This is a genomic window from Oerskovia sp. NPDC056781 (assembly GCF_042789955.1).
GTDB lineage: Bacteria > Actinomycetota > Actinomycetes > Actinomycetales > Cellulomonadaceae > Oerskovia > Oerskovia rustica.
The window spans coordinates 1-17,598 of sequence record NZ_JBHUAD010000068.1 but is presented as its reverse complement, the minus strand read 5'-3'; the positions used below and the strand labels follow the sequence as shown (position 1 = coordinate 17,598).

Here is a 17,598-nt window from a genome sequence, read left to right as displayed (position 1 = left end):
GGTGCGTCCCACCCTCTCGTACGTCGTGGCCCGGGGCCCGGCGTCAGCCCAGCTCGCTCGTGCCCGAGTACAGGTGCAGCACAGGCACGTGCAGCTCCTCGCGCGCCCGGGAGGCCCAGTCCTGGTGGAACGTGTCCTCGACCGCGTGCGGGTAGGTGACGATCGCGATCTCGCGGACGTCGCCGGCCGCGACGGCGGCGCGCAGCGCGGGCAGCGGGTCGTCCTCGGTCACGGCCCCCTCGGCCTCGCGGCCCGCGGCGCGCAGCTCGGCGACGCTCGCGTCGAGCCGCTCCTGCGCGGTGGCCGTGGCCTGCGCGTGCGAGGGCTCCTTGCCGAGCACCTCGTCCCACGCCTCCTTGAGCTCGCCCACGCTGAGGTGGTCGATGATCGCGGAGACGACGTTGCGCTCGGTGTCGGCGGGCACGAGGACCCGGTAGGCGAGGGTCTCGTCGGGGTGGAGGGACAGGATGTGCTCCACGTCCACGGCGGCGAGGGTGTCTTCGGTCAGGACGAGGATGGTGTCGGTCACGGGACCAGACTAGCGACCGTCGTCACCGCAGCGCCCATCGGGCCACCAGCGTGCCGCCGGCGTGCAGGAGGTGGGCGAGACGGGGGTGCACGACGGGGGCGCTCGCGGCAGGGCCGTCCGGGGTCCCGGTCTCCCGCTCGGCGCGGGCACCGACGGGCAGCGGCGGCAGCCCGCCCACGATGCGCCCCGGTCCGGGGCCCACGAGCACGGGCGTCGTCGTGACGCACAGCTCGTCGAGCAGGTCGCGGGCCAGGAGGTCGGCGAGCAGATGAGGGCCGCCCTCGCACAGCACCCGCGCGAGGCCCCGGTCGGCCAGGGCCGTGAGCCCGGCGCGCAGGTCGGGTCCGGGCGTGGGCGAGGGGAGGTCCCGGGCGGTGAGCGGCGCACCCGGGGGAGCGGCGTCGTCGGGCCCGACGACGAGGATCCGGTCCGCCGGCACGCTCGCCCGCGCGACGCTCGCCCCGTGCTCGCCCGTGACGACGAACGGCGGGCGGTCGCCCCCGGCGAGCGAGGCAGGCAGGTGACCGCTGCGCGTGACGACCGCGAGCTCGAGCGGTCCGCGGCCCTCCCGCAGGTGCTCGAGGCCGCGCGGGACGTCGAGCGCGGTGTAGCCCTCGGCGCGGGCCGTGCCCGCCCCGACCAGCACGACGTCCGCGAGGGCCCGCAGCACACGGAAGACGCGCCAGTCGGCCGCGTCGTTGATGGTGCCCGAACGGTGGTCGGGACCCCAGGCCCCGCCGTCGACGCTCGCGACCATGTTCGCGCGCACGTGCGGCCCGGGCGGTGAGGCGTAGAACGCGGCCAGCGCCTCCTCGTCGGGCGCAGGCTCCAGGCGGGTCCCCGCGAGGTGGCCCGAGCCTCCCGGGCCGAGCAGGACGTCCAGGGCGGGCAGCGCAGGGCTCCGTGGGCCCGGGGGCGGGGGCGTGGTGACGTCCGACACAGCACTCATCCCGCCAGGCTAGTGCGCGTAGGCTGGATCCTCGTGACTGCTGCGCCTCCCGATCTCGCCGGGAACACGTCCGACCCGTCGACCCCGCCGCGCGTGCGCGCCCTGGCCGACATCCGGCCCGTCGTGCCGCCCACGCGCCTGCTCGCGGACCTCGTGCCGCCCCGGCACTTCGCGGACGCCCGCTTCTCGACGTACCGGGCGAACCCGGCCTACCCGAGCCAGGGCTCGACCGTCGCGCGGCTCGAGGAGGTCGGCGCCCAGCTCGCGCCCGGAAAGGTGCGACGCGGCCTGTTCGCGAAGCGCAAGGCGGCCCCCGCGATCTACATGGACGGCGGCTTCGGCGTCGGCAAGACGCACCTGCTGACCTCCCTGGCCCACGCGGTGGGCCCCGACGCGGCCTACGGGACGTTCGTCGAGTACACCAACCTCGTGGGCGCGCTGGGCTTCCAGGCCACGGTCGACGCCCTCGCGACCAAGCGCCTCGTCTGCATCGACGAGTTCGAGCTCGACGACCCGGGCGACACGGTCCTCATGTCCCGCCTGCTGCGCGAGCTCGCGGACCGGGGCGTCGCGCTCGCTGCGACGTCCAACACGCTGCCCGGCTCGCTGGGCGAGGGTCGCTTCGCGGCCGAGGACTTCCTGCGTGAGATCCAGGCCATGGCCGCGCGCTTCGAGGTCATGCGCGTCGACGGCGAGGACTACCGCCACCGCGCGGTCGTGACCGAGACGCAGCCGCTGCCGGCCGACGTCGTGGCGCGCGTCGCCGCGTCGCACCCGGGCGCGACGCTCGACTCGCTCGACGAGGTCCTCGACCACCTGCGCGGCGTCCACCCGAGCAGGTACGGCGCGATGCTCGACGACGTCACGCTCGTCGCGCTCACGGGCGTGCACCCCGTCACGGAGCAGTCGGCCGCGCTGCGCCTCGTCGTCCTGGTCGACCGCCTGTACGACCGGGACGTCCCGGTGCTGCTCGCCGACGACGTCGCGGGGGTCGGCGGCGGCGTCGACGGCGTGACGAGCGGGGCCGCGGTCTCCTCGCTGTTCACCGAGGAGATGCTGCGCGGGGGCTACCGCAAGAAGTACTTCCGGGCGCTGTCGCGCCTGGGCTCGCTCGCCGAGGACGGCCGCGCGCTCACGCGGACTCCAACCGTCTGAGCTCGGTCGCGACGTCGAAGTCGGCGGGCGGCCACCCCAGGTCCAGGCGACGCAGCGCGTCGAGCACGAGCTCGGAGACCGCGACGCGTGCGAACCACTTGGCGTCCGCCGGGACGACGTACCAGGGAGCGACCTCGGTGTTCGTGCGCTCGATCGCGGCCTGGTAGGCCTCCTGGTACGCGGGCCACCTCAGGCGCGCGTCGATGTCGCCCGGGTTGTACTTCCAGTGCTTCTCGGGCCGCTCCAGCCGCTCGCGGAGGCGTGCCTTCTGCTCGTCGAGGGACACGAACAGCGCGACCTTCACGACGGTCGTGCCGGCCTCGACGAGCTCGGCCTCGAACGCGTTGATCTGGTCGTAGCGGGCCTCCCAGACGTCGGGCGGGACGAGCTCGTCCACGCGGGCCACGAGCACGTCCTCGTAGTGCGAGCGGTCGAAGACGCCGAGGTAGCCGGGATCCGGCAGCGCGCGGCGGATGCGCCACAGGAAGTCGTGCTCGCGCTCCTCGGCCGTGGGCACCCCGAAGGACGTGTGCTGGACGCCCTGCGGGTCCACCAGACCGATCACGTGTCGCACGATGCCGCCCTTGCCCGCGGTGTCCATGCCTTGCAGGACCAGCAGGACGGAGCGGTGACCGCCGCTGCGCCCTTCGGCGAACAGCCGCTCCTGCAGCTCGGAGAGCTCGTCGGCGTGCGCGTCGAGCAGCCTCTCGGCCTGCTTGCGACTCTGCGACCACCCCGGTGTGGCGGCACGGTCGAACGTCGCGAGGTCGAAGCCGCGCGGGGCACGCAGCGCCTCGACGGGCGGCACGTCCCAGCCGGGCGACCGCTTGTCGTCGGCCTTGCCGCGCGCGCGGCGTGACGCCGGGTCGACGAGGACCTCGTCGGACGTTCTGGCCGGCACGGCGGAGCCGGACGAGTGCTTTCCCATGCGGCGAGACTAGTCAGCGAGACGTGAGGACGACAGCGGAGCGGGCTCCGACGTGCACGGAGGACCCGCTCGGCGTCGCCGCGGGAGCGCTCCACGCGCGGTCCGGGTCGCCCAGGAGGCCGTCCGGCGTGCTCTCCACGGGAGGCGGCCACTGCGCGGTCACGCGCCACGCGCGTCGTGAGGCGGGCAGGAGCGTGGTGCGCGGCTGCGTCCCGATGTTGACCGCCGTCACCAGCTTGCCTCGTTGGACCAGGACGACCCCGCTCGGGCCGCGGTGCACCAGGCGGGGCGTGTCGTCGGGGACCGTACGGCGCAGCGCCAGGAGCGTGCTCCACCACCCGTGGAGGCGGCCGGAGACGGGGAGCACGAGGCGCGGGACGAACGCCGAGGCGAGGACGAGCGCCGCGGCGAGCGCGCGGGCGTCGTCCCCGCCGTCGGCAGCAGTGCCCTCGGCAGCGGCGTCGGTCGTGCGCTGCCCCCCTTCCGGCTCCTGGGCCGTGCAGGCCGCCGGGGCCAGGCCGATCATGATGCGGTCGGCGTCCGGGATCGTCAGGAGCCGGCTCAAGGCGCCGAACCATGCGGGATCCGTCGCGCGCGCGCTTCTCAGCAGCTCGTGGAACGCGTCCTCGACCTCGTGGACCCACACCTGGCTCAGGCCGCGACCGCCCTGCTCGGCGGGGACGAGCAGGCGTGGGTCCTGGGTGTCGCACTCGCCCACGAGGCGGACCGGACGCTGATGTGTCGTCGTCGCGGCGTCGGCCGTGCGCGCGACCTCGACCAGCACGTGGACCGGCGAGGCGTCCGCCAGGTCCTGGACCCGGGCGATGCGCAGGGCGTCGACGTGGAAGTCGTCGAACCACCGCCTGGCGCTCGACGTGATCCAGTCGTGGACCTCGCGGCTGCCCGCGCGGTCGAGGTTGATCCTGCGGCCGCTCGGCAGGTCGGCCGGTGGCGGTGCGGGTTCGTCGGACAGCGGTGGGCCCGCGAGGTAGCCGTTCAGCGTCGGGCGCAACCGCGTGCGCTGGGGCGAGAGGTAGGGTGCGAACGACTGGAGGAAGATCGCCCCCGGTGCGGCACGGTGGTAGGCCACGCCCAGGGAGACGCCGAGCCCGCGGGCGTGCGCGGCGTCGACGAAGCGCTGCAGGGCCCGAGGCCCGCCGAACTCCTCGCACACGGTGTACAGGTGCGGGCACACGACTCCCGCGACCGATCCGATCGTGTGGAGCTCGACGACCGCGACCCCGAGGTCGACGAGCTCGTCGAACCGGTCGGCGGCGGCCTCCAGGGTGCCCTCCGGGGTGAACGTCGCGACGTCGATCTCGAGGACCGCGCCCTGGGCCGCCGGGCCGGTCCACGCGGCGTCGGTCCAGGTGAAGGTCGGGTCGAACGAACGGCTCCATCCCAGGAGGCCGTGCGGCTGGCGAGGGCTGCGGGGATCGGGCAGGGGTCGCCCGCCGTCGACCGAGAACGCGTAGTCGGTGCCGGGGGCCAGGTCGTCGTCGGCGCTCCACCAGCCCGGGAGGTCCATCCCGACGAGGCGCAGGGGCCGGCGCTCGGTCCGCGTCCCGGTCGGGACGTGGTCGTCCGGCGTGACGCCGGCCTCGCGGGGGAGGACCACCTCGAGCGTGCGAGCCTGCGGCGCCCACACGACGGGGCGGGGGCCGGGGACCGTGAGCGTGGGAGCAGGGTCGGGCGGTTTGGTGATGTTGCGGTAGCGCGACGTCATGCGGCATGCACCTCGCCGGCCTCCCGGACCAGCAGGACCGTCGCGAACGAGGCGACCGTGATCCGCTCGCGCGCGGCGTGCACGGAGGGTTCGGGCTCACCGGGCGACTCGGTGCGCACGAGCGTGCGCCACCGCTCGCCGTACGCGGGCTCGGGCAGCGTGAAGTCGAGCGGGGAGTCCGAGGCGTTGAGCAGCAGCAGGAACGAGTCGTCGACGATGGGCTCGCCGCGGCGGTCGCGCTCGGGCAGGTCGTCGCCGCCCAGGAAGACCATGACGGACCGGGCGTAGCCCTGGTTCCAGTCTGTCGTGTCCATGCGGCTGCCCGAGATGTCGAACCAGTCGATGTCCGGGATCTCGCCCTCGGGCGTGCCGGCCGGTCCCTGGAAGAAGCGGCGGCGGTGCAGCAGGGGGTGCGCCCGCCGGATCCCGACCATGCGCCGGGCGAACGCCAGCAGGTCGCTGCGCTCGTCGTCGAGGCCGTCCGGCCCGCCCCAGTCCATCCAGGTGATCTCGTTGTCCTGGCAGTAGCCGTTGTTGTTGCCGTGCTGCGTGCGCCCGATCTCGTCCCCGTGCGAGAGCATGGGGACGCCCTGGGACAGGAGGAGCGTCGCGAGGAAGTTGCGGCGCTGCCGGGCCCGCAGCGCACGGATCTCGGGGTCGTCGGTGGGCCCTTCGACGCCGCAGTTCCACGACCGGTTGTGGTTCTCGCCGTCGGCCCCGCCCTCGCCGTTGGCCTCGTTGTGCTTCTCGTCGTAGGACACCAGGTCGGTGAGGGTGAACCCGTCGTGAGCCGTGACGAAGTTGATCGACGCGATGGGTTTGCGTCCTGTGTGCTCGTAGAGGTCCGAGGATCCGGTGAGGCGGCTCGCGAACTCGGGCAGCATCGCGGGCTCACCGCGCCAGAAGTCACGGACGGTGTCGCGGTACCGGCCGTTCCACTCGGTCCACAGGGGTGGGAAGCCGCCCACCTGGTAGCCGCCGTCGCCCAGGTCCCAGGGCTCGGCGATGAGCTTGACCTGGGACACGACCGGGTCCTGCTGGACGATGTCGAAGAACGCCGAGAGCCGGTCGACCTCGTGGAACTGGCGGGCGAGGGTCGCCGCGAGGTCGAAGCGGAACCCGTCGACGTGCATCTCGGTGACCCAGTAGCGCAGCGAGTCCATGATGAGCTGCAGCACGTGGGGCGAGCGCATGAGGAGCGAGTTGCCCGTGCCGGTCGTGTCGAAGTAGTGGGCCTCGTCGCCGTCGACCAGCCGGTAGTAGGCCGCGTTGTCGATCCCGCGGAACGACAGCGTGGGCCCCAGATGGTTGCCCTCGGCCGTGTGGTTGTAGACGACGTCGAGGATGACCTCGATGTCGGCCTCGTGCAGCGCCTTGACCATGGCCTTGAACTCCATGACCTGCTGGCCGCGCGTGCCGTACGCGGTGTAGCCGTTGTGGGGCGCGAAGAAGCCGATGGTGTTGTAGCCCCAGTAGTTCGACAGGCCCTTGGCGACGAGCCCGGGGTCGTTGACGAACTGGTGGACGGGCATGAGCTCGACCGCCGTGACCCCGAGCGCCGTGAGGTGCTCGATCACGGCCGGGTGCGCCATGCCCGCGTACGTGCCGCGGAGCTCGTCGGGCACGTCGGGGTGGCGCATCGTCATGCCGCGCACGTGCGCCTCGTAGATCACCGAGTCGTGGTAGTCGCGCTGGGGCGGGCGGTCGTGGCCCCAGTCGAAGAACGGGTTGACCACGACCGACGTCATGGTGTGACCCAGCGAGTCCTCGGTGTTGGTCGGAGCAGGAGGGCCCGACGGCGTGGGCGCGGCGGGTGGCGCGTCCGTGTCCTGGGCGTCGTCCGGCTCGTCCGCCGCCGCGTCCGGGGCGGGCTGACCGTCGGGGTGCGCGGCGCCGTCGGGCACCTCGCCGAAGCGGTACGAGAAGAGCGACTCGTCGCCGTCGACCTGACCGTCGATCGCCTTGGCGTACGGGTCGACGAGCAGCTTCGACGGGTTGCACCGGTGACCCGACGCGGGGTCGTAGGGTCCGTGCACCCGGTAGCCGTACCGCGTCCCCGGGCCGAGCCCCGGCAGGTACACGTGCCAGACGTGCGCGTCGACGTCCTCGAGCACGACCCGCGTCTCCAGGGGACGGCCCTCGGCGTCGGTCTCGTCGCCGATCAGGCAGAGCTCGACCTTCTCGGCGACCTCGGAGAACAGCGCGAAGTTGGTGCCCGTCCCGTCGAAGGTCGCGCCCAACGGATACGGTCGCCCTGGCCAGGTCTGCATGGGTCGACCTTTTCATCCCGCGGGCGTGTTGTCGCCCACGGCACGCCCCGAGGGGTGTGCGGGGGATCACGGCCGGGCGGACGAACCGGGAGGAACGGGCAGCGTTTACGGGCCCGACGGCGGCGCTCACCGCCCTCGACCCGGGTGCGGCGTGGCAGGGCACACGCCTGGAGTCGAAATAGTGTGCCAAGCGCGGACAGCCCGCTCCGGGCTGGGCGGGGAGCGCGGGTCGCCAGACCGGCCCCGACGGGCCGAGGCGTGCGCGAGGTCGGCGCGGGATCGTGCAACGGGCCGCCGGACCTGCTAGACCGGAGGTATGAGCAGCACGAGCGAGCACCGCACGCCCGACGCGGTCGACCTGAACGAGAGCGACGTCTCGTCCGCACGCATCTCTCCGCGCACCCGCATCCGGCTCGAGGACGAGGCCGACGCCGACGTCCGTGAGGGCGGTGACGCCTCGAAGGCCCCGCACTCGCTGTCCGAGGCGGAGCGCCAGCCGAGCGACGGCATGTCGAGCGGACGGTCCTGGGACGACCCCGACGAGCTCTGACCTGTCGACCGGGTTCCGGGGCCGCCCCCGGACCTGCTGGTCAGCGGGGGAGGGCCCCCGTCAGTCGATCGTGGGCAGCCGGTCCCGGTCGACCGCGACGAGCCGCGGCATGCCCGCGGGAGCGACCTTGCTCAGCGCGACGTAGCGCGCCTCGGCCCGGTGGAGCCGGATGTGCTCGTCGAGCGACCACTCCGGGCCGTTCGTGAGCTGCATCCCGCACGAGCAGTCGATCGTGACGCGCCCCTCGGCCGTGCGACAGACCTGGCCGATGGTCACGTGCGACGTGTGCGCCTCGGCCTTGGCACGGCGCATCGAGGCGCTGACCGGCTCTGCGGTGACGGGTTCGTTGACGCGGGAGTCCACCCGACGAGCCTAGACGCTGCGGGCTGGGCCGGTGGAATCAGTGCTCATGGGCCAGGCCCAGGGCGTGCGCACGCTCGTGCTCGGCCTCGGCGGCCTCGCGGGCCGCTATCCGGGCGCGCACCTCGGCGCGACGCAACGGCGGGACCGTGCTCGGTGGCTGCCTGCGGTCCGGCAGGTCCGCGAGGAGCCTCGTGACGGTCGCGGCGATGTCGGCGACCGCGGCGTCGATCGGACCCCGGGTCGAGGCGCTGACCGTCTGGACGCCGGCGACCTTGCGGACGAACTGCAGGGCCGCCGCCTGGATCTCCTCGTCGGTCGCCGGGGGCTCGAGCCCGCGCAGGGCGGTGATGTTTCTGCACATGCTCTCGACGCTACGGGCCACCCGCCGGACCTTCAAGGGGGGTGCGTCCCGCCGTCGGGCCGCGCGGGGCGACCCTGGCGCGCGATCGCTGCTTCCTGGGGCCGCCCGTGCTGGACGGCGCGGGAGCGACGGGCTACGTCGACTGCGCGTGCTTGGAGTCGTGCCCTGGCGTCAGCGACAGGGGGCTCCGCGTCACACCGTCCACGGGTGGCCGCACCGTGCGCGGCGAGAAGGGTCCGGTCCCGGATGCTGGCGGGGCAGGGCCCGGCAGTCGTGGAGAGCGGCGGCCGACGCCCGTGGTGGGCCGGTGCCTCGTGAGGGCGCGAACATGAGAAAAGGCCGTCCCGGTGGGGGACGGCCTTCGTGGTGGTGGGCGATACTGGGATCGAACCAGTGACCTCTTCCGTGTCAGGGAAGCGCGCTACCGCTGCGCCAATCGCCCAGGGCTGATCTACGAGAGAACAGCGCAAGGGATACTGCTGTGCTGAGAGGTGGAGATGGGATTCGAACCCACGTGCACGGCTTTGCAGGCCGCTGCCTCGCCTCTCGGCCACTCCACCAGGTCGAACCCGACAGGTCCGAAGACCTATCCGAGCGGACGACGGGATTCGAACCCGCGACCCTCACCTTGGCAAGGTGATGCTCTACCACTGAGCCACGTCCGCGCGACCGACCTCGACCGGATCTCTCCGGCGTTTTTCGGCGCGTCACAGACTCTAGCCGACAGATGGGGCAAGAGTCCAAATAGCCCCAGGTGAGAGGCGTGGAGGGCGTAGTTCTCGCGACCCACGGCCTGCGGAGGGCGGGGGGAACTGATCTGTCCGGAGGATCGACCGAGCTCGACCGAGATCGACCGGGCTCGGCCGAGCTGAACCGGGCTCGCCCGGTGCGGACCCGCTGCGTCAGGCCGCCGCCGGCAGGTCCGCGAGACGGGTGGTTGCGCCCGAGACAGGTCTCCGGGGCTGCGTCGCAGACACCCGGGTACACCCACCCATCTGGGCTCGACGGGACGGCAGCGCGGGGCCGGCGGCACGGGGCTGGCAGCGAGTGTCCGGAACGTCAGGACCCCGGGAATGGCAGGGGTCCAGGAACGACGAAAAGGCCGTCCCGGTGGGGGACGGCCTTCGTGGTGGTGGGCGATACTGGGATCGAACCAGTGACCTCTTCCGTGTCAGGGAAGCGCGCTACCGCTGCGCCAATCGCCCAGGGCTGATCTACGAGAGAACAGCGCAAGGGATACTGCTGTGCTGAGAGGTGGAGATGGGATTCGAACCCACGTGCACGGCTTTGCAGGCCGCTGCCTCGCCTCTCGGCCACTCCACCAGGTCGAACCCGACAGGTCCGAAGACCTATCCGAGCGGACGACGGGATTCGAACCCGCGACCCTCACCTTGGCAAGGTGATGCTCTACCACTGAGCCACGTCCGCGCGACCGACCTCGACCGGATCTCTCCGGCGTTTTTCGGCGCGTCACAGACTTTAGTGGACCGAAGCGCCGGGCGTCCAACCGGACGGGCCTCCCCTCGGGGATCGGTAGCGTTGTCACGTGCCAGCTCAGCGATGCCAGAACCCCAGGACCCGCGAAGTTCCGCGGCTTCCTGACGATCCGTCGACACGGGGCAGGTGGGGCGAATGAGGCGCGGGTCACGCTTCGGACCCCTCCGCGAGGGGGCCGGACGGCAGGGGTCGAGGCCCTCTGACCTGCACGGGGACCACGAGACGGCCGGCTCGGCCAGCACGGCCAGCACGGCCGGCTCGAACCGGCCGAACGACCTCGACGTCGACTCACCTGCCGTGACCGGGGACGGGTTCGCGTCGTTCGCCGGCCGCCACGGCGCGGGCGTCGTCGAGTGCATCGACCTGACCGTCGACTCCGCGCGCCTCGCCGAGGGGCTCTGGTTCGTCGTGGCCGACTTCGAGGACCCGTCGCACGGCGGTCGGGCGCGTGCCTGGCGCTTCGCCCACCACGGGAGGACCGAGGCCGACCTGCCCGCGGACGTGACGCCGTCGGGCGGGGAGGGCGACTGGAGCGGGCCCGCGCCCGACGCCTGGCGCAGCTCGCTGTCCCGCGACGAGTACCAGGCCGCCGTGGCGGCCGTCCGCCACGCCGTGCACGAGGGCGACGTCTACCAGGCGAACATCTGCCGCGTGCTGGCGGCACCCCTGCCCGCAGGGGACCGCGAGCCCGACGCACGGGCCCTCGCGCGCATCCTCGCGGCCGGCAACCCCGCCCCCTACGCGGGCGCGATCCACGTCCCCGCGGCGAGCGGCGTCGAGCCCGTGTGGGTCGTGACGGCTTCCCCCGAGCTGTTCCTGCGGCTCGAGGACGGCGTGCTGTCGTCGGGTCCCATCAAGGGCACCGCGCCCACCGTCGACGGCCTGCGGGAGAAGGACCGCACCGAGAACGTCATGATCACCGACCTCGTGCGCAACGACCTGCAGCGCGTGAGCGAGCCGGGGTCGGTCGAGGTCACCGACCTCCTGGCCGTCGAGGCGCACCCGGGCCTCGTGCACCTGGTCTCGCGCGTGCAGGGGCGCGTCACGGTCGAGGAGGGCGCCCCGGGCGGCCTGTGGGGGCAGGTGCTCGACGCGACGTTCCCGCCCGCGTCGGTGTCGGGGGCGCCCAAGTCGTCGGCGCTGCGGATCATCCGTGCGCTCGAACGCGGACCCCGCGGCCCGTACTGCGGGGCCGTCGGCTGGATCGACGGCGAGGCGGGAGAGGCGGAGCTCGCCGTCGGGATCCGGACCTTCTGGTGGACCGACGACGAGCTGCGCTTCGGCACCGGCGCAGGCATCACCTGGGGGAGCGACCCGGCCGAGGAGTGGGCCGAGACCGAGCTCAAGGCCGCGCGGCTCGTCGCGCTCGCGTCGGACGAGCCTGCGGCAGACTGAGGTCATGTCGATCTGGGTGTGGGTGGATGGGTCCTTCGTCGAGCCGCGGGAGCGCGCCCTGAGCGCGCTGGACCACGGCGTGACAGTGGGGGACGGGATCTTCGAGACGTGCGCCGTGTACGGCGGGCAAGCGTTCGCCCTGACGCGTCACCTGCGGCGCCTGGGGCGGTCCGCGGCAGGCATGGGCCTGCCGGCGCCCGACGAGGCGCGCGTCCGCGACGGCGTCGCGCAGGTCCTCGCTGCGGCCGGGGAGAGCGCGGGGCGCCTGCGCATCACGGTCACTGGCGGGTTCGGGCCCCTGGGGTCGGGGCGCGACGACGGCGAGGAGACGATCGTGATCGCCGCGGGCCCGGCCTCGCCCGGACCGACGTCGCGTGCCGTGCGCTCGCCCTGGGTGCGCAACGAGCGCTCGGCCGTGGCGGGCCTCAAGACGACCTCGTACGCCGAGAACGTCGTCGCGCTCGCCGACGCCGTCGCGCGCGGAGGAGACGAGGCGATCCTCGCCAACACCGTCGGCGACCTCTGCGAGGGCACGGGCGCGAACGTCCTCGTCGAGGTCGGCGGCGAGCTCCTGACGCCCCCGCTGTCCTCGGGCTGCCTCGCAGGCATCACGCGAGAGCTCCTCCTGGAGTGGGCCGCGGAGGACGGGATGCCGGTCCGCGAGGCGACGCTCCCGTTCTCGGTCCTCGACCGGCTCGTCGCCTCAGGTCCCGACGGCGGAGCGTCCTCCGGCATGGGCCTGGCCCTCGCGGGGAGCGTGCGCAACATCCAGCCCGTTGTCTCCCTCGACGGCGTCGCCCTGCGTGCCGGGGAGCTGTCGCTCGCGGCGCGCGAGCTGTTCGACCGTCGCCGGCGGGAGCGCATGGACCCGTGAGGGTGAGGGGTTCGTGCGGCTCGTGCGACCCGTGGCCGTCTGGGCGGGCGGTGCCCGGCCAGTTGGCCGCTCGCCTCCGGTGAGCGCGCGGGAAGCCCGGGATCCGGCCGCTGCGAAGCCCGCGGCGCTACGCTGGAGGAGCCCCGTCGCGGCGGGCTGGAAGGTCCGCCCGGAGGCCAGTTCGCGATCTGGGTCAAAATACGGCTAATATCTTCCAGGACGCACGGCCCGACCGAAAGGTCGAGTCACAGCGGGCGATTGGCGCAGTGGTAGCGCGCTTCGTTCACACCGAAGAGGTCACTGGTTCGAACCCAGTATCGCCCACCGAAGGAGAAGGCCCCTGATCAGCGGAAACGCTGGTCGGGGGCCTTCGTCGTCGCTCGACGTGCAACCTGCGCTCCGGGCCGTGGTCCGGCACGGGTGACGACGCCCGCACCCGCGTGGGGCTCGCGTCCCGTGGCGTGCAGCGCCAGGGCCTCGTGTCAGGCTGCGGCCGGTTCGAGCGAGCGCTGAGCGCCCTCTGCGTCCCCCTCGGCGAGCCCGCGATCGATCGCTCGACGAGACGCGAGCCACATCACGACGGCGACGAGGAGCACGGCGGACTCGGAGACGGTCAGCGACCAGACGATGCCCGAGAGCCCGAACCAGAGGTTCCCGAGGATCACGATCGGGACGAAGAGGACGCCCTGTGCCATCGAGATCACGATCGCGGGCGTTGCCCGCCCCGTGGCCTGGAAGAGCGAGGTGAGGAGTCCGGTGAAACCGTTCATGACCATCGCGACGAGCTGCGCCGTGAGGATCGTGACGCCGACCGTGAGCATCGAGGGGTCGGTCGAGAAGGCGGAGAACAGGGGTTCGCGGAAGGCGAGCACGGTCGCCGCCGAGACCAGGGAGATGCCGCCCACCGCGAGCGCGGAGACGCGCACGGCCGAGCGGAGACGGTTCCGGTCGCCCTTGCCGTATGCGTAGGCGAGCAGCGGGAGGACACCGAGCGTGACGCCCATGACGAGGAACTCGGGCACCTGGGCGATGCGGACCGCGACGCCCATGGCGCCGAGCGCGCTGTCGCCGTAGGCGACGGCGAGGTTGTTGAGCACCAGGGACGTCATGATCAGGAAGGACGCCTGGAGCAGCTCGCTCACACCGACGCCGAAGACGGGCTTGAGCACGGAGGGGGAGAGCGTGAACCAGCGCGGAGCGAGGCTCGCGTGCTCGCTGTTGCGGTGCAGCCAGAGGGCGAAGTAGGCGACGAGGCCGAGGTTCGACAGGCCCATCGCGAGGGCCGCGCCGGCGACGCCCTGGTGCAGCACGAGGATGAGCAGGACGTCGAGAACAACGTTGGCGATCGTGGAACCGATGAGGCCGATCATGACCTGGCGGGCGGCACCCTCGGCGCGCACGAGCTGTTCGAGGCAGAACGCTGCGGTCAGCACCGGCACGAAGGCGAGCATGACGCTCACGTAGGCGTTCGTCGCGGGCGCGGCGGCGGCGTCCGCGCCCAGAAGGGACACGAGGGGGTGCAGCAGGAGCAGACCGAGGCTGCCGAAGACAGCCCCGGCGATCACCGACCCCCAGAGGGCGAACGACGAGACGTGCTTGATCCTGCCGGCCTGTGCCGGGTCGCGGTCCACGGCGCCGAGCATCCGGGAGACGAGCGCGCCACCGCCGACGCCGAACACGCCGCCGATAGCCATGACGAGACCGAGCAACGGTGTACCCAGCGTGATCGCGGCGAGGAGTGCGCTGTCGTGGAGCGAGCCGATGAATCCTGCGTTGATGACGTTGTAGACCGCGCCGACGATCATCGCGGCCGCCATGGGCACGCACAGGTGCACCAGGGCGCGGGCGATGGGGGCGGACGCGAGGTACCAGTGATTGGTGCCGACGTCGTCCGTCGTCACCGTGGGGTCGAGGGTGCTGGAGCTCATGACGGCTCCTTTCGGGCAGGGTCGAGCGCGCGTCGGCGGACGCCGACGCGGCGAGGTGCGTGATCGGTGAGGGCGGTGCCCTCGTGGCTACGAGCGGGTGGGCTGCGGCAGCTCGGCGGTGACCTTCGTGAGGAGGGTGAGCAGGGTGGCCCGTTCCTCGGGGGTCAACGGGGCGAGGATCGTCTCGTCGGCCTCTGCCATCGCGACGTCGAAGCCCGCGATGAGCGTGGTCCCCGCCGGTGTGGCGAAGACGCGCTTGCGGCGTTCGTCACCGCTCTGCGTGCGGCGCTCGACCAGACCGCGACGCTCGAGCCCCTGCAGGAGGCTCGAGACGCTCGCCGCGCTCGTCCGGCTGACCTCGGCGATGTCGCGCTGGATCGCACCGGGGTTCTGCACCAAGTACCCGAGGACGAAGGCCTGCTCGTGGCTCAGGTCGCGCTCGCGGATCCAGTCCTCGCCGACCTTGCGCTGCGCCCAGCCGATCCAACGGACCAGCTCGAGGCTGCTGGTGAACCTGATGCCCTGTTCGCTCATGGTTAGAACGCTAATCGTTCGAGGCCTAACTGTCAATCATCGAACTGACGACGCTCGCTGGTGCGCTCGTCTCGCCGTGGACGCCAGGCGACCGATGCAGTTCACCCGTCCGGTGCGACCGCTCGGCCCTCTTCCGCGACCTCTCGGCCCGAACCCGTTCCCTGCCGCCCAGGCCCCTCCATACGTTCGCCGTGTCACCGAGCGCTCCACCGGGAGCCCTCGACCAGCACACGAGGAGACGACATGAGACGACGCGGGAAGATCGCCTGGGGGATCACGGGAGGCGTCACGGCGCTGCTCCTGGCGGGAGCCGGTGCGCTGGCCTACGCGAACCGCCCGCTGTCGCGGGCGCAGGTCGACCAGGCCGTCGAGGCGCGGCTGCGCGACGCGGTCGCGGGCGACACGACGCTGTCCAGCGCGCTGCTCACGGTGTACTCAGGTCCGGAGGACCGGCTCCTGCAGTACGCGGTCGGCACCGAGCGGGCGGGCAGCGACGCCCCCGCGCGGACCGACAGCCCGTACCACTCGGCGAGCGTGGGCAAGACGATGCTCGCGACGGTCTACGGGCAGCTCGTCGACGAGGGGGCGCTCACGTTCGACGACCCGGTCGCGACGTGGCTCGACGCCGAGACCCTCGCCGGCCTGTTCGTCGTCGACGGGACCGACCATGCGTCCGAGGTGACGATCGGGCACCTCCTGGCGCACACGTCGGGCGCCGCCGACTACTTCGAGGGGCCCGTGACGTCGGGCATGCCGGTCCTGGAGCAGGTCTCCGCCGACCCCGACCACCTCTTCACGCCCCAGGAGCTGCTCGCGTTCTCGCGGGACCACCAGGAACCGGTCGGCACCCCGGGCGAGACGTTCGCCTACTCCGACACCGGCTACCTGCTCCTGGGGCTCGCGCTCGAGCGGATCGAGGGCGCGCCCTACGCGCAGGTCCTCGACGAGCGCCTCTTCGCCCCGCTCGGGATGGCCGACAGCCGCCTCCTGACCGAGTTCGGCGAGGGCACGGACATCCTGTCCCTGACGGCCGACGGCGTCGACATCAGTCGGCGGAACGCGCTCTCGGTCGACTGGGCGGGCGGGGGAGTGGTGACCACGATGGACGACCTGCTGCTCTTCCTGCGAGCGCTCATGGGCGGCGATCTCGTCTCGGACGAGGTGCTCGCGGCGATGACGACCTTCGAGCACGACGTGGACAAGGGCATCGGCTACGGCATGGGCATGATGCAGTTCCGCTTCTCGGAGCTCTCACCGCTCCTGTTCGCGATGTCCGACGTGCACGGTGCGGTCGGCGCGACGGGGACGTACGCGCTGTACGATCCGAGCGGCGACACGTACTACATCGCGAACTTCGGCTCGCTCGACCACCGCCAGAAGGCGATCGAGGAGCTCGTGCAGGTCCGGTTGCTGGTCGACCGGCTGCGGGACTAGTCGGACCACGACGGGCAAGGACGATCCATGGTGCAGCTGGTCTGCTCGCCAGCGGTGGCGGAGCGGCTCCGCCGGGAGCTCGCCGCCGTCGGGATCGCCGTCGACGACGACGGGTGGGCTCTCGTCGAGCGCGGATTCGAGGTCCCCGCGGACAGGCCTGCCGTGGTCTTCGACCCGCTCGACCACGTCGAGGTCGCGCGGATGCTCGCGACAGGGCTGCGCGAGGGGACCGCGGGGCCGCCCCGGATGCTCACGGGCCAGAGCGGCAGCTCGTTCACGGTCATCGCACCGCGTGAGGTGCGCTACTTCGAGGCCGCTGCCGACGGCATCGTCGCGTGCACCGCCACCGGGCGCTACCGGGTGCGCGAGACGTTGGCGCACTACGAGTCGGCCTGGGCCGGGCTGGGGTTCCTCCGCGTCAACAAGTCGCAGCTCGCGAACCTCCTGCACGTGACCGAGATCGTGCCCTGGTTCAACTCGCGCTACGTGCTCCGGCTGACCGGTGGTGCCGAGCTGGAAGTGTCCAAGACCTACGCCAAGCGCCTGCGCAGCGCGCTGAAGATGTGAGGAGGAACGCATGAACTTCCGGAGCGTCGTGAGCTCGTTCTTCCTCGGCCTGGGGATCGGCGTCGTCGTGATCCTGGCGAACGCCGGTACGGGCGACCCGGGGCTGTGGGCGCTGACGGTGCTGGCGAGCGGTGGCATCGGGATGCTCGTCGGGCTGGTCACCGAGTGGCTCACGTCGCTGCTGCCGATCCGGCTCGCGCGCCCCCGCACCTACTTCCTCGTCAACGGGCTCATCGCGCTCGTGACGACGGCCGCGATCATGCTGGGCCTCGCGGGGTTGGCCGCCGGGACGGGCGTGGGTACCGGGCCGCAGGGCGGGGCGCGGGACTGGTGGCCCGTCGTCGGGCTCGTGCTGATCATCGTCGTCGTCGCGAACGTCGCCGACTACCTGGTGTTCCGCTGGACGAGGGCGCGGCTGCGCACGGTGCAGGCGTCGCTCGGTCAGGCATCCGTCGAGCAGGAGTCGGCCGAACCGCCCGATGCGGACTGACCCGTCCGGCCCCGCCCCCGACGACGGCGCCCCACCCGGTCGACCGGG

Annotated in this window: 16 protein-coding genes and 7 tRNA genes; 8 read left to right on the top strand and 15 right to left on the bottom strand. The window is 72.5% G+C overall.

The annotated features are described in order from the left end of the window. Positions 1-43: 43 nt before the first annotated feature. A complete protein-coding gene (locus ACFRCR_RS08385) occupies positions 44-529 on the bottom strand; it encodes a hypothetical protein (protein ID WP_030153462.1) in 486 nt (161 codons plus the stop codon). Positions 530-551: 22 nt separating this feature from the next. Then, the gene (locus ACFRCR_RS08380; protein ID WP_377676697.1) at positions 552-1,478 is read right to left on the bottom strand and encodes a dihydrofolate reductase family protein; all 927 of its coding nucleotides are present in this window, start codon (positions 1,476-1,478) and stop codon (positions 552-554) included. Positions 1,479-1,511: 33 nt separating this feature from the next. Here ACFRCR_RS08380 and zapE point away from each other — a divergent pair, with 33 nt between their 5' ends. Then, positions 1,512-2,633: a cell division protein ZapE gene (zapE, locus tag ACFRCR_RS08375; RefSeq protein ID WP_377676694.1), complete on the top strand. Its 1,122-nt coding sequence runs from the start codon at positions 1,512-1,514 to the stop codon at positions 2,631-2,633. On the opposite strand, the gene ACFRCR_RS08370 is transcribed toward zapE, so the two are convergent. The 3 genes from ACFRCR_RS08370 to glgX are packed head-to-tail and all read right to left on the bottom strand — an operon-like array spanning position 2,611 to position 7,557. Then, positions 2,611-3,561: a polyphosphate kinase 2 family protein gene (locus ACFRCR_RS08370; RefSeq protein ID WP_377676693.1), complete on the bottom strand. Its 951-nt coding sequence runs from the start codon at positions 3,559-3,561 to the stop codon at positions 2,611-2,613. The two genes, zapE and ACFRCR_RS08370, sit on opposite strands and share 23 nt — an antisense overlap. 13 nt (positions 3,562-3,574) lie before the next feature. Continuing rightward, positions 3,575-5,287, bottom strand: a complete 1,713-nt coding sequence (locus tag ACFRCR_RS08365; RefSeq protein WP_377676692.1) for a hypothetical protein — start codon at positions 5,285-5,287, stop codon at positions 3,575-3,577. After that, positions 5,284-7,557, bottom strand: coding sequence for a glycogen debranching protein GlgX (glgX, locus tag ACFRCR_RS08360; RefSeq protein ID WP_377676691.1), 2,274 nt, complete (start codon positions 7,555-7,557; stop codon positions 5,284-5,286). Before glgX ends, ACFRCR_RS08365 begins: the two co-directional genes overlap by 4 nt. A gap of 316 nt (positions 7,558-7,873) precedes the next feature. Between glgX and ACFRCR_RS08355 the strand changes: the two genes are divergently transcribed. After that, positions 7,874-8,107, top strand: a complete 234-nt coding sequence (locus ACFRCR_RS08355) for a hypothetical protein (protein ID WP_191795295.1) — start codon at positions 7,874-7,876, stop codon at positions 8,105-8,107. A gap of 60 nt (positions 8,108-8,167) precedes the next feature. Here the strand turns inward: ACFRCR_RS08355 and ACFRCR_RS08350 are convergent, their stop codons facing one another. From ACFRCR_RS08350 to ACFRCR_RS08315, 8 genes are all read right to left on the bottom strand, one after another. After that, positions 8,168-8,470 carry a hypothetical protein gene (locus ACFRCR_RS08350; protein WP_377676689.1) on the bottom strand — a complete coding sequence of 101 codons (303 nt, stop codon included), beginning with the start codon at positions 8,468-8,470 and terminating at the stop codon, positions 8,168-8,170. 37 nt (positions 8,471-8,507) lie between these two features. Further along, positions 8,508-8,831 carry a DUF2277 domain-containing protein gene (locus tag ACFRCR_RS08345; protein ID WP_377676688.1) on the bottom strand — a complete coding sequence of 108 codons (324 nt, stop codon included), beginning with the start codon at positions 8,829-8,831 and terminating at the stop codon, positions 8,508-8,510. 367 nt (positions 8,832-9,198) lie between these two features. Further along, positions 9,199-9,273, bottom strand: a tRNA-Val gene (locus ACFRCR_RS08340). 47 nt (positions 9,274-9,320) lie between these two features. Then, positions 9,321-9,391 (bottom strand) — tRNA-Cys (locus tag ACFRCR_RS08335). Positions 9,392-9,424: 33 nt separating this feature from the next. Continuing rightward, positions 9,425-9,496 (bottom strand) — tRNA-Gly (locus ACFRCR_RS08330). Positions 9,497-9,961: 465 nt separating this feature from the next. Further along, positions 9,962-10,036, bottom strand: a tRNA-Val gene (locus ACFRCR_RS08325). 47 nt (positions 10,037-10,083) lie between these two features. Further along, positions 10,084-10,154, bottom strand: a tRNA-Cys gene (locus ACFRCR_RS08320). A gap of 33 nt (positions 10,155-10,187) precedes the next feature. Further along, positions 10,188-10,259 (bottom strand) — tRNA-Gly (locus ACFRCR_RS08315). A gap of 366 nt (positions 10,260-10,625) precedes the next feature. Between ACFRCR_RS08315 and ACFRCR_RS08310 the strand changes: the two genes are divergently transcribed. The 3 genes from ACFRCR_RS08310 to ACFRCR_RS08300 all read left to right on the top strand — a co-directional run bounded on the left by ACFRCR_RS08310 (position 10,626) and on the right by ACFRCR_RS08300 (position 12,921). After that, positions 10,626-11,723, top strand: coding sequence for a chorismate-binding protein (locus ACFRCR_RS08310; protein ID WP_377676686.1), 1,098 nt, complete (start codon positions 10,626-10,628; stop codon positions 11,721-11,723). A gap of 4 nt (positions 11,724-11,727) precedes the next feature. After that, a complete protein-coding gene (locus ACFRCR_RS08305) occupies positions 11,728-12,597 on the top strand; it encodes an aminotransferase class IV (protein ID WP_377676684.1) in 870 nt (289 codons plus the stop codon). Positions 12,598-12,849: 252 nt separating this feature from the next. After that, a tRNA-Val gene (locus tag ACFRCR_RS08300) sits at positions 12,850-12,921 on the top strand. Between the two features lie 158 nt (positions 12,922-13,079). Here the strand turns inward: ACFRCR_RS08300 and ACFRCR_RS08295 are convergent. Continuing rightward, positions 13,080-14,525 (bottom strand): MATE family efflux transporter, encoded by a 1,446-nt coding sequence (locus ACFRCR_RS08295; RefSeq protein WP_377676683.1) that lies wholly within the window; start codon positions 14,523-14,525, stop codon positions 13,080-13,082. Positions 14,526-14,612: 87 nt separating this feature from the next. Further along, complete coding sequence (locus tag ACFRCR_RS08290) at positions 14,613-15,059, bottom strand: MarR family winged helix-turn-helix transcriptional regulator (RefSeq protein ID WP_377676682.1); 447 nt, start codon at positions 15,057-15,059, stop codon at positions 14,613-14,615. 243 nt (positions 15,060-15,302) lie between these two features. On the opposite strand from ACFRCR_RS08290, the gene ACFRCR_RS08285 reads away from it, so the two are divergent. Genes ACFRCR_RS08285 through ACFRCR_RS08275 form a run of 3 tightly spaced genes read left to right on the top strand, consistent with a single transcriptional unit; the run spans position 15,303 to position 17,550 of the window. Continuing rightward, complete coding sequence (locus ACFRCR_RS08285) at positions 15,303-16,493, top strand: serine hydrolase domain-containing protein (protein ID WP_377676681.1); 1,191 nt, start codon at positions 15,303-15,305, stop codon at positions 16,491-16,493. Positions 16,494-16,520: 27 nt separating this feature from the next. Next, positions 16,521-17,060, top strand: a complete 540-nt coding sequence (locus ACFRCR_RS08280) for a LytTR family DNA-binding domain-containing protein (RefSeq protein ID WP_377676679.1) — start codon at positions 16,521-16,523, stop codon at positions 17,058-17,060. A gap of 10 nt (positions 17,061-17,070) precedes the next feature. After that, positions 17,071-17,550, top strand: a complete 480-nt coding sequence (locus ACFRCR_RS08275) for a hypothetical protein (protein ID WP_377676677.1) — start codon at positions 17,071-17,073, stop codon at positions 17,548-17,550. Positions 17,551-17,598: the final 48 nt, after the last annotated feature.